This is a genomic window from Bacteroidota bacterium, assembly GCA_018266755.1.
Lineage (GTDB): Bacteria > Bacteroidota > Ignavibacteria > Palsa-1295 > Palsa-1295 > JAFDZW01.
Map to the genome: position 1 here is coordinate 1,043,937 of JAFDZW010000005.1, position 12,039 is coordinate 1,055,975.

The following is a 12,039-nucleotide window of genomic DNA, read 5'->3' on the forward strand; positions in this document are numbered from 1 at the left end:
CCTACCCCCTGCGAATCAAACCTCCCCGAAAAACGTACTAACTTGATTCGAGAAATTATTAGGAGAAAAACACGTGCCGTTCGAACTCGTATCCGATTATAAACCCTCCGGAGACCAGCCGGAAGCAATCCGCCAACTCGTCGAGGGCATCCAGCGTAATGACCGTGCACAAGTGCTGCTGGGTGTCACTGGCTCGGGCAAAACGTTCACGATGAGCAATGTCATCCAGCAGATCGGCAAACCGACACTCGTCATCAGCCATAACAAGACGCTTGCCGCGCAGCTCTACGGCGAGTTCAAGCAGTTCTTCCCGAAGAATGCGGTCGAGTTCTTCATCTCCTATTACGATTACTATCAGCCGGAAGCGTATCTGCCGACGACCGATACCTACATCGAGAAAGACCTCTCGATCAACGACGAGATCGACCGTCTGCGCCTCAAGGCTACCAGCGCCCTGCTCGACGGACGTGACGATGTGATTATCATCTCCTCCGTCTCGTGCATCTATGGTATCGGCGCACCGGATGAGTATGCGAAGCAAATGCTCAAAGTGCGTGCGGGCGATCAGATCGAGCGCAACCATTTTATGCGTGCGTTGCACGAGATCCACTACGAGCGCAACGACGTCGAGTTCAAACGCGGAGCGTACCGCGTACGTGGCGATGTCGTCGAGGTGATCCCGGCATACGAAGACGAATTCGGTTTCCGAGTCGAGTTTTTCGGCGATGTCGTCGAACGCATCAGCCTCATCGAGCGTCTGAGCGGGCGTGTCCGCGAAGAAGTCGATCGCGCCTACATCTACCCGGCGCGCTACTTCCTGACCAACGGTCCGATGCTCGAAGAAGCGATCGGCAAGATCGAAGAAGAGCTCGAGGGCAGGCTCAAGTATTTCCGGATGAACGGCAAACTGCTCGAAGCACAACGCATCGAACAACGCACACGACTCGATATCGAAATGCTCCGGGAGCTCGGGTATTGTTCGGGCGTCGAGAACTACTCGCGTCATATCGCCGGACGCAAAGAAGGCGAACGGCCGGCCGTGCTGCTCGATTACTTTCCCGATGACTTTCTCATGGTCATCGACGAATCGCACCAGACCATTCCCCAGGTACGAGGAATGTACGCCGGCGACCGCGCACGCAAGACGACACTTGTCGAACACGGCTTCCGGCTGCCGAGCGCACTCGATAATCGTCCGCTCAACTTCGACGAGTTCGAGAAGATGGTCAACCAAGTCATCTACGTCAGCGCGACGCCGGATGAATACGAGGTGAAAGAAGCGCATGGCGTCGTGGTCGAACAGATCATCCGCCCGACGGGCTTGCTCGATCCGCGGATCGAAGTCCGTCCGATCCTCAACCAGATCGACGATCTGCTCGCAGAAATCAGAACGCGAGTGCGCCGCGGCGAGCGCGTGCTGATCACGACACTCACCAAACGGATGTCGGAAGATTTAGCGGATTACTATTCGAAAGTCGGTGTGCGCGTTCGGTACTTGCACTCCGAGATCGACGCACTCGAACGCGTCGAGATTCTGCGCGACCTGCGCGTCGGCAACTTCGATGTGCTCGTCGGCGTCAACTTGCTGCGTGAAGGGCTCGATCTGCCGGAAGTTTCGCTCGTTGCCATCCTTGACGCCGACAAAGAAGGCTTCCTTCGTTCTGAAAAGGCGCTCATGCAAACGGCGGGACGCACTGCCCGTAATGCAGAAGGGCTCGTCATTTTTTACGCCGACAACATCACGCGTTCGATGAAGGCCGTGCTCGACGAGACCGATCGTCGGCGGAAATTGCAGATGGAGTATAACCAGAAGCACGGCATCACACCGACAACGATCAAGAAATCGTACGAGGAGATCATGCAGGCGACCACTGTCGCCGATGTCAACGCGAAGCGCGAGGAGAAGAAACTAGAGCGCGAGGCCCACAAGCCGAAGGAATTGACACCGAGCTTTATTTTGAAGTCGATGAGCAAGGATGAACTCGAAGCGCTGATTGACCAATACAATGCGGAGCTGAAGCAAGCGGCAAAAGATCTGGAATTCGAACGCGCCGCCGATCTGCGTGATGAGATCACCCGTATAAAAGACGGCTTCCTCGCGACTGCAAAATAACCGGTGCCTCGGCGTTGTATCTTTGAAGCGGCTATACGTTGCCGTTATTCGATACGATGCTCGGATTCATACTCCCCGCTGTCTGCCTTCATTGCAACGCCCATATCGACACGCGAGCGAACCGACTCGGCGTGCAGCGATATTTGTGCGCCGATTGCATGCTCTCGATGCGCATTCTCTTACCTGCGGCTGGCGACGATATCGACGATCGTTCGTTCCGATTCCGCACACTCCATGCACGCACGACACTCCATGCCGGTTTTGCATACACTCGCGGCAACGTAATCCAAAGCTTGGTACATCATTCAAAGTATGCATCGATGATGCGCTTGGCCTCGCACCTTGGGAACACACTGGTCGAGCAGATCCCCGACGCGTTTGCGTCAGCCGAACTGATCGTACCGATTCCATTGCATCGAACGAGATTAGCCCAACGCGGATATAATCAAGCGGAACGGATCGCGCACGGTATCGCCGCATCTACCGGTATCCCCGTCGCCCCGCCATCGCTGCTTCGACGCATCAAACAAACCGAAACGCAAACGAACAAGGACAGAACCGAGCGCGAGGAAAATGTCAAAGGTGCATTCCGCATTCGGGCAGACGCTGCCGACTGGCTCCGCGGAAGATCGGTCTTATTGATCGACGATGTGATGACAACCGGTGCAACTCTGGCAAGCGCAGCAGCCGAGATCGATAGTGCCGGACCGAAGGCGATCGATGTGGTTGCGTTTAGTTATGCGGAGGAAGCGTAAATGGCGCCGATTACCAATCACCGCCAGCCCCGCCGCCTCCGAAATCGCCACCGCCGCCGGAGAAACCGCTGAAGCCGCCGCCGTCGGAGCCGCCGCCTCCAAACCCTCCCCAACCATCGCCGCCGCGACGACCGCCGCCGCGGAAAATGCTTGACCAGAATAATGCCGAAAGAAAGCCGCTCATGAAGCCGTGATTCGCTCCTTGCGAACCGACCACCGTTCTGCGAAGTCCTGTCCCGATCGCACCGCGGATTACGGCGATGATAATGAAAATGATCACAACGATGACGAGCCCCATCGGGCCGCTGTCATCCGAGTTTCGTTTCCCGCGATGCGAACCGGTCCCTTTGAATTCCCCTTTGGCTGCGGCGGCGATCGAATCGATCGTTGCATTGATACCGCCGTAGAAATCGCCGTTGCGAAGCGCCGGCTTGAGAACATCGCGCAGAATGACTGACGCCAGCGCATCGGTAACCGTCGGCTCCATCCCGTAGCCGGTTGCGATGTAGGTCTTGTGTTCCTGCATAGCAATCAGCAGGATGACGCCGTTATTCTTCTTCGACTGACCGACTGCATTCTGCTTGCCGAGGGTTGTCGCATAATCGTTGATCTCTGCGCCGCCGAGTGTCTTGACGATCACCACGACGATCTGCGTCGAAGTAGAATCCTCATAGATCGCAAGCTTGCGCGAGAGTGCCTCGACTTGATCGGGCGTCAGTGTCGAGGTTTCATCGTAGACGCGCGTCGTCAGATGCGGAACATTGACGTCCGCGCGTGCACTCAATACAAAGAGAAATGCAGCGATTAACGCCGCAAGGATGGGGCGAAGCATAGTATATGAGCAACACCGAGACCTGGGGATAGGTGTCGCCCACCCCTCCCCGTAGTGGCTCAGTTTTGACTGTATTCTAAACGTCATTCTGAGCAACGCGAAGAATCCCTTGCTGAAACCTTGTGAGGCTCCGCCAAAGGGATTCTTCGCGTTGCTCAGAATCACAGCTCCTTACACCGTTTCAGACTGAGACACTACCCCACCCCCAACCAGTGCCGCCGCGAGCACCCAACGATCAACTGTTACGCGCCGAGCAATTTACTCTTAATCCCTGACGAAACAACTGCTTACTACACCGCGATCTGTCATTCGTACTATGTACTCACCACCAGATAGAGAAGGTATGGATTCTACCACTCGGCGTTCGCCCCCTCGAATCTCCCATGAGGCAATCCGCCTGCCTAGAATATCGAACAGATCGAGTTGGTAATCCGACTCGGCATTGCCTGAGCGAATGATTGTCAGATGTCCGTGAGCGATCCAGGCCGATATGCGCTCAGGGTCGCTCGGGGTAACCTGACCCACGACACCGGACACTGCATCGGCGGACAGCGTGGTGCTCTGTTTGCCGAGCGAAAGAGCATCGGCAGCAATATCCGTACGCCAATCAATTGTTGCATTATGAGCGTCGGTTGACTGAGGATGATAACATAGTGTCGCTGTGATGTACGTGCCGGGCCTGATCGGCATCGGATAGACCCAACTCGTTGCAGTCGAATCGACACTGAAGTTATTCGTATCGCTCAGGTCACCACGAAGGATATGCAGAACCTGTGTACCGACGTTTCGAAGCACCACTTGTCGACATTCTGTCGCCCCGACCGAGACGGGCCCGAATGCGATATCGTCAGCCTGTAGTATTCCCGTAGCGCCGATGCCTGTCAGCGAATAACGATAAAATGCGTCACACGGCGTACGGAGGATGACCTCCTCGTTAATCGATCCGGTATCATGTGGATGGAAGCAGATGTCAAGCCGCAGCGTATCCGCAGGGTGAAGCGTGATCGGCAGATTCGGTATGCTTTGCAACGAGTAGTTGCGCCCCGGATCGCTCAACCCAATATAATCGATCGGGACATCTTCGTTCGAGCCGGACGGATTGACCAAGTAAACGGTTGCGCACCGCTCGCTATCGAGCGGAAGCACTCCTGCATCAAATCCCTGGTTATTACCTCGCGTGTGAAACGGCGCCTGTGCTTGCAGCGAGAGCAACGGAGTGCCGAGATCGACATAGACCGATGCTCCCGAATTATCGTACACGGCGATCAACGCACTCCCGCTGTCGTGCGAATGCAACGGTTTTACGGCGAAACAATATTCGGTATCTGTCCCCGAGAGTACGATCTCACCAAGTTGCATCGGATCGACACTATTCTCAAATGCAATTTCCGGTCGCACATATTTCCATGAGCCGTCCTCTTGTTGTTGTGTCGAACGGATTTCTACGAATCGTATCCCGTTGTTCGGGCCCCCGCTGTCGTGTACACATACAGTCCAGGGTACGCAATCGCGCCGGACGCTCACGTGCAAGCGTGACTGTCCTGCTCGCAGCGATCGCAGCGCCATCCCGGCCGGTGCCGCATATTCATAGAACCGTGTGATGCCATTCCTGTCGATGAACGCTCCGTACGGATTGTAATAGCGCATCCCGTACGAATACACCATGAACGCAGAGCCACCCTTGTCCGGTCGTAGCCCTCCCCCTTCGACAAATCTGTATGTTCCCGCAGAAAGACGGATCTGCGCCGAAAACAGATTCGACATATTCAACGTCTTGACCGATGTCGATTGCATCGCGAACGCCGTACGAAGCGATTGCCATCCCCCGCCGTCGATACTGACAAGAATCGAATCCCCGAGATAGGCGCTCCGGCGGCCGATGATATTGACATAGTCGGTACCAAGCGAGTCGTACTGGTTCGGAGGGACACACACCGTGAATCGATTGGTCCATTGCGACATCGGAACGATCGTCATCATTTCCGGCGCAGTATACGGCGGGACACTCGTCTGTGAGCGCTGATCGAACTGCATCACTGAGATCGGATGGCCATTCGTGCTGTAGAACTCTTCGTTACTACCGATTGTGACGGGCGCACTTGCACCGGCAGTGTACGATACGAGGGTTTGTGCGTAGAGGCCATTGCCATGGCTCACCACAGTATTCGTCGTATCGACAGGATCGATCATGCCGATCGCACCCGTATAGGACACAACCTCGTCTCCCATGCCGGCATGAATTGTGCTCGGCTCTACAAACGGCGCTGCAATGTATCCTGCAGAATCGAAGCACATCCTTGGCACCAGTTGCTCGACCATGAAATTCGTCGACCCAAAATCTGTGTACAGGTCGCTGCCGCTCGTTGTTGCAGCCCCATGCGCAGCGATTACAACGATCGGTTTGTCTGCTACGACAGAACTTCCTGCCTCGGAACAGAATAGTCCTGATTGAATACGAACGGTGTACGATTGACCGCGCAACAACACGATCGAGAATGGGTGGTAGCTGCCGGTAGCGCTATCTCCGCATAGCACACCAGCGCGGCGCCGTTGCGTGGTTGCGACCGGTACGATCGTAATGTGCGTGCTATCCGACGTGGCGATGATCTCGAAGATATCGCTGCTCGGTTCTTCTATTACGTGCGGATAGGTACAGACGACATATTCCTTTCCTAATGCAGATCGTGGCAACGCCAGATACGCACCGCCAGCTCCGCTTCCTTCGGAATATACCATCACCGTAAGCGGTGTCTGCGATGTGATATGACATGTGCGGTACTCTGCGATTTCACCGACACGATTCGAAAGAACCTGAGACGAATCCAGCGGGACGATCCGGGCGTGACCGGGGTGGACCGCCAGATGCGACGCAAGGTGTTCGCTCCCATCCGATGCGAAATAGCTGATATTGACTGTATCCTCCGCGTCGCTCATCAAAAACATTTTGGCTGCGTAGCCGCTGGCGATCGTTTTTCCATTCACGAGAATCGGCAGATTATCCGAGAGGATCGACGGTGCGGGCATGCCAATATAGAATTCACGCCCGGCATTCGTAAGCTGCTGTGCGTACGGCACCGCGGCTGATAGCAAGAGGCACAGAAGTCCGCTCGCAACTGTGAGGCAATTATTTGCTATAGATCGCATCTTCTTCTTAGTTACTAATTACTGCACATGCAACACAATGCTACGATGCATGCGGTCGGTTTCGAATCGTACGATATATGTACCGGCGGCAAGATTTGAAAGCGCATACCGTCCACCGCTCCACCCTGGATCAAGCCGAATGCTCCAGACTTGGCGACCGATGAGATCGTACACGCATACGGATGCATACGCCGTCAACGTCGATGACGTATTGATATGGAGCGTTCCATCCGAGAACGAAGCCATCAACCCGATATCCTCCATCGGTTCGGCAGCGACGTCATCGACTGGGATAAATCCTCGCCCCATGAGATGCGAGATACGCGGCAACTCAGGCTCGACCGTATCGGCAACCGAAGTCAGCCACTCCATCTCTGTTCGAAGGGTATCGGCACGAGTCGGGCGGAAACAAACGGTGAAGGTCATCGTGTCGCCCTGGACAATACGATGCGGGAGCGAATACCCTTTCGGATTCGGCTTCACCCGGAAGTTGCTCGTATCGTTCAGTCGGTATCCATCGAGCCAGAGTGGCGCATTCCCGGTGTTGGTCACGACCAGTGTCGAACACACTTCTGCCCCGACCTTGGTGTCATGATATCGTATATCATCCACGTGAATATATCCGCTTGTTGCAACCGCGGACAGCCGGAATGTCTGCGAGCGGCATCCATATTCCACGACGACATCGGCATAAGATGTATCGAGAGCATGCGTCGTACAACAGAGTTCGAGCCAAACGGACGAATTCGCTTCGATGCGCAACGGGAATGCTGGAAGTGCATTGGTAATATGAAATGCAGACGTGTCACCAGTTATGCGGATCGAAGTGATCTCTGCAGATCCGGTCTCATACTGATTGGCATACAACCATAAATCTCCGCAGCGTGTACTGCCGAGCGTATCGGTGCCGAACGTGTATGTGCGATTTGCCCCATATCCTAATTGACCGCTCGGCTGAGCGTAGAGAGTCAGCAAGCCGCTAACTGGCACGATCATCCCCCGACCCGAATTGTCGTAAAAGGCGATCGAGCCGAAGGCGGTATCTGCCTGCGAGCGCTTGAGCACATCGAAACAATACTCCTGTTCTGCGCCATCGAGAACGATCTCACCTTTACCGAGCGGATCGAGCAGTGGATCGAACATCACGTTATGGGCAATGTCGTTGCCTGCGCCGGTTTCATAGTTTGCGTAGTTCAATAACTCGATATAGCGAATCCCGTTCGTTGCAGCGCCAGTCGAATGCAAGCAGACGTGCCAATGTGTACACTCGTCGGTAACATCTGCACTCATCGTGGGTCGCGGAATACTCGAGTTACCGTATGACATCCCGAGCGGGGACGCATATTCGGTGAAGAAATCGTCTCCGCTTTCGTCGAGTACGTCACCGTCCGGCGAATAGGCTCGCATTCCGTATCCGTAGGCCATCATTGGGAATGTAAGCGTGTCTTCACGATAGTACGGGTGCGCTTGTCCGGCCCGAGCATTGACGATGCGATAAGCTCCGGGCCCGATCGAGAGGATAAGTCCTCGTAGGTATGGTTCGTCCGGTACGGAGACCATCCGTTTCACGGAGATTCCTGCGCTTTGTAGTGTCGTAAATGCAGCGCCGTTCACCGAAACCAGCAGATTGCCCTGATCCCACTCCCACTTCGGGACGATGAGGGTGATATACGATGCGTACGAATTCATCCCAGTCGTAGGTGGTACGACGAATGCGAATTCGCTTTTCCACCTGCTCGACGGTACGAGGCTCATCATCGAGGGTGCAGGATACGGCCCGCTCGCACCTTGCATCCGCTGATCGTACATCATCGCGCCGAATGCCTGCGTCGATCGGTACGTCTGTGCCGTGGTTACCGACGATCTGCTCACGGCCGAGAACGGATTTACAGAAAGTGTCGCGCCGGTCGTTACTTCGTTCACTGTGGTGCTTGCCGATGGATTCAGGCCGACGATGCGAATCTCGTCGCCTTCCCCACCTTCAGCCGGTTGTCCGGAATCGACAAACGGAATGCTGATCACGGAAGACGTATCCCAGCATTCGGCGGGGATCAACTGCTCCATCATAAAATCTCGTCCTTCATCGTAGTGCGATCCGACACTCCCGGCCAGCGGGAACGCGTTCTCGTGCATTGCAAGTACGGCGACCGGTTTGTCGGCCGTTACCTGGCTTCCGGTGATATCGTTCGAGGCGTCGCTGCCATCGGAATAGATTGTGACCGATTGGCCCCGGTCGAGCACCACGTCGAACGGTCTTGGTGTTCCGTCGGACCCGGCACCGGAGATCGCCCCGATATGGCCACCGGCAGTGGTTGTCGATGGCGTGATCGTCACTCGGGTTGCATTCGAAGCGGCGATCACCTGAAAGCCGCCGCGCGATCGTTCGTTCGAGACGATCCCGCCGATTCCGGCAGGGTTGTCCGTGTAGCTCATGACGACATATCGTTTGCCCCAGCACTGCAACGGCAGCGCGAGATATGAGCCGCCGGCGCAGCCGCCACTGCTATAACACAACACCGAGATCGGCGCCGTCGCAACGATATGACAGGTGTTGTATGTCGCCTGGTCGGGCGCAACACTCGTGGTGCTCATCCTACCGAGATCCAGCGACACTTGTAGGGATGTGTTCGCCGAGACCCGGTAGGAGTGCGCACCAAATTCCGCACCATCCGTGCCGATATACGATACGGTCACCACATTCTCGCCAAGACTGGTAATCAGTGCGTTTACACCATATCGCGCAGTCCCGCCGACGAGCTGCGCTTCGACGCTCGGCGTCGCAATGCCGAGGAAATATTCTCGGCCGTCGCTCGGGATGCCCAGCTGTTGAGCGTGAATTGCGGCGGCGATGAGGATGAGAACGACTGCGAACCGGTAACGATAGTGCATAGACGAAGATTGTGGTCACGCATAATTGACCCGTCAGATGCACGAAGGTTGCAATGTTTTTTGAAAATTACATGGGCATCGATCTATACAAGCACAATGCGCACTCCGAACGGCGAGCGCTTGCAACAGCAAAGCGTTCATCGCATGGAATGCGGCTTGTGCGGAGGACGTGCGGAGCCTGTCCGCTCTTCTCGTTTATTTCGCGTTCACCAGGAGAAGTAGTACATGACGTTCACAACTAAATGACACGCACCAGTTCAAAAGGTTACAAATAAAGTGTTGTGCGAATATCGATTCACCATGCCGACGGAGAGGAGCGTAAAAAATCCGTAGTTTTGTCCGACAGGAGGATTCCCGTTTGAACCAGTTACTTGCGCCCGCAGAATCGAAGCTGATCGTCGATTTCGTATTGAGCGTCGTGTTCTCACTGCTGATCGGCATCGAACTCAACAATCGCCTCGGCGAAGAAGAACGCTCGAAAGTCTTCGGCACCGACCGCACCTTCGCCTTCATCGGCACGCTCGGCTTCATCCTCTATGTCATTACCCCTGGAAGTCTGACGGCCTACCTGACAGGCTTTTGTATGATCGGCGGGCTGTTGGCGGTGTATTATTTCCTGCGGTCGCAAAACCAACAGACGTACGGCATCACTGCGATCGTGCTTGCATTCGTCGTGTACGTACTGCCGGCATTTATCATCACACAGGAGCGCTGGTTCTCGCTGTTAGTGATCGTGATTGTCATGACGCTCTCGGAGATCAAGCCGCAGATCAAAGCGTTCTCCTCGAAGATCCTCAGCGGCGAGTTTCTGACACTCTCGAAGTTTCTGGTGATCACCGGCGTAATCCTGCCTCTCGTGCCGGACCGCGAGTTCATCCCCTACATTGCCATCTCGCCGCACAAACTCTGGCTTGCCATCGTCGTGATCTCGAGCATTTCGTACATCAGCTATCTCGTCCGCAAGTTCATGTTTCCGAATGCCGGACTGTTGCTCAGCGGCGTACTCGGCGGACTCTACAGCAGCACGGCAACGACATTTATCCTCGCCAAAAAATCGAAAGAGGTACCGGGCAGCCGGTATGAATACACTGCGGCGATCCTTGCGGCAAACACGATGCTCTTTCTGCGAGTCTGGATTATTATTGCGATCTTCAATCAGCCGCTGGCATCCGAGACGGCGCCGGTCTTTGCCGCAATGATCCTCGTTGGCACTGTCGCGACATACTTCATGCACCGAAAGATCGAGCCGACAGTCGTTAACACCTCCTCGACGGGCATCATCGACAGCAACCCGCTCGAACTGCGTGTTGCGATCCTCTTCGGCGGGTTATATATGATTTTCGCGTTGCTGACAAGTTATGTTATCGCAACGTACGGGAGCTTGGGCCTGACCGTTCTTTCCTATATCGTCGGACTCACCGACATCAATCCGTTTATCATCAACCTCTACCAAACACATGCGACCACCCTGCCGGCCGCAGTCATTGCAACCGCAACGATCAACGCGGTGGCCGGCAACACGCTCTTGCATGGAGTGTACTCGCTGCTCTTATGTGCGAAGGAATTACGGCGTCCGCTGATGATCGGATACGTCGTGCTTGTAGCGACCGTGCTCGGCGCTTCGATCGTGGTGGGTGTATTGTGGTCCTGATGCAATGCGCGCTCAGACTTCCTGGGTCTGGCGCTGCTGCTCTTTGACGAGATTGCGATACGAGAACTTCCCGCGTTCGACCATGCGGATCTGTGCCTCGTCACGCGGTACGACCGATGCCGCATCGTCCGTCACATGATAAATATCCCCGTTGCGAGTATCGAAAACCCGGACATTCGTCGCAGCAGGCGAATAGATGTGCAGCCCGACGTAGGGTTCGTCGGAAGTAACATTCGCCAGCGAATGGATCATATCCTTCGGCAGGCGCATGTGCTGGCCGTTCTTGATCGTCGACTGTTCGTAGAGTTCGAGCGTGTCGCCATTGAAGCGGTAATCGAAATGTTCGACCTCGCCGCTGCATCCATAGACGACACCTTCTGCATCGCCGTGATCGTGGGCATCGCACCAGCCGTTTCGCGGCCAGCAACCGATGATCATTTCGTACTTATCGTTGAGGCGAAGGATCGTCCGTCCGTATGGCATGCTTGTATCGGCGAGTGCCACGACTTCCTCGGGCGACGGCAGGTTCTCGAGCAGGATGCGCTCGAGTGTTCCCACGGAATAGTCGGGTGCGTTATCGAGAGCGTGCGCAAGCGTTTCGATCGTAGCGGCCATAGAATGAGTGCAATGAAAGTATTCGAACGAAGATACAATG

7 protein-coding genes are annotated in these 12,039 nt (G+C 55.3%); 3 read left to right on the forward strand and 4 right to left on the reverse strand.

Translation table 11 applies throughout. The annotated features are described in order from the left end of the window. Positions 1 to 73 precede the first annotated feature (73 nt). Both uvrB and JSS75_09065 read left to right on the forward strand, forming a co-directional pair. Positions 74 to 2,113, forward strand: a complete 2,040-nt coding sequence (gene uvrB, locus JSS75_09060) for an excinuclease ABC subunit UvrB (protein MBS1903839.1) — start codon at positions 74 to 76, stop codon at positions 2,111 to 2,113. Positions 2,114 to 2,169: 56 nt separating this feature from the next. Then, entirely contained in the window at positions 2,170 to 2,868 is a 699-nt protein-coding gene (locus tag JSS75_09065; protein MBS1903840.1) for a ComF family protein, read from the forward strand. 10 nt (positions 2,869 to 2,878) lie between these two features. On the opposite strand, the gene JSS75_09070 is transcribed toward JSS75_09065, so the two are convergent. The 3 genes from JSS75_09070 to JSS75_09080 all read right to left on the reverse strand — a co-directional run bounded on the left by JSS75_09070 (position 2,879) and on the right by JSS75_09080 (position 9,733). Next, positions 2,879 to 3,700 (reverse strand): TPM domain-containing protein, encoded by an 822-nt coding sequence (locus JSS75_09070; GenBank protein MBS1903841.1) that lies wholly within the window; start codon positions 3,698 to 3,700, stop codon positions 2,879 to 2,881. Between the two features lie 264 nt (positions 3,701 to 3,964). After that, entirely contained in the window at positions 3,965 to 6,844 is a 2,880-nt protein-coding gene (locus tag JSS75_09075) for a hypothetical protein (protein MBS1903842.1), read from the reverse strand. A gap of 18 nt (positions 6,845 to 6,862) precedes the next feature. Continuing rightward, positions 6,863 to 9,733, reverse strand: a complete 2,871-nt coding sequence (locus JSS75_09080) for a T9SS type A sorting domain-containing protein (protein ID MBS1903843.1) — start codon at positions 9,731 to 9,733, stop codon at positions 6,863 to 6,865. 358 nt (positions 9,734 to 10,091) lie between these two features. On the opposite strand from JSS75_09080, the gene JSS75_09085 reads away from it, so the two are divergent. After that, positions 10,092 to 11,384, forward strand: a complete 1,293-nt coding sequence (locus JSS75_09085; GenBank protein MBS1903844.1) for a DUF4010 domain-containing protein — start codon at positions 10,092 to 10,094, stop codon at positions 11,382 to 11,384. Positions 11,385 to 11,396: 12 nt separating this feature from the next. Here the strand turns inward: JSS75_09085 and JSS75_09090 are convergent, their stop codons facing one another. Further along, positions 11,397 to 11,999, reverse strand: coding sequence for a cysteine dioxygenase family protein (locus JSS75_09090; GenBank protein ID MBS1903845.1), 603 nt, complete (start codon positions 11,997 to 11,999; stop codon positions 11,397 to 11,399). Between the last annotated feature and the right edge of the window lie 40 nt (positions 12,000 to 12,039).

Coding starts and splice junctions, on each gene's coding strand:
- JSS75_09065 (MBS1903840.1), top strand. CDS start 2,170: ATGCTCGGATTCATACTCCCCGCTGTCTGCCTTCATTGCAACGCCCAT.
- JSS75_09070 (MBS1903841.1), bottom strand. CDS start 3,700: ATGCTTCGCCCCATCCTTGCGGCGTTAATCGCTGCATTTCTCTTTGTA.
- JSS75_09075 (MBS1903842.1), bottom strand. CDS start 6,844: ATGCGATCTATAGCAAATAATTGCCTCACAGTTGCGAGCGGACTTCTG.
- JSS75_09080 (MBS1903843.1), bottom strand. CDS start 9,733: ATGCACTATCGTTACCGGTTCGCAGTCGTTCTCATCCTCATCGCCGCC.
- JSS75_09090 (MBS1903845.1), bottom strand. CDS start 11,999: ATGGCCGCTACGATCGAAACGCTTGCGCACGCTCTCGATAACGCACCC.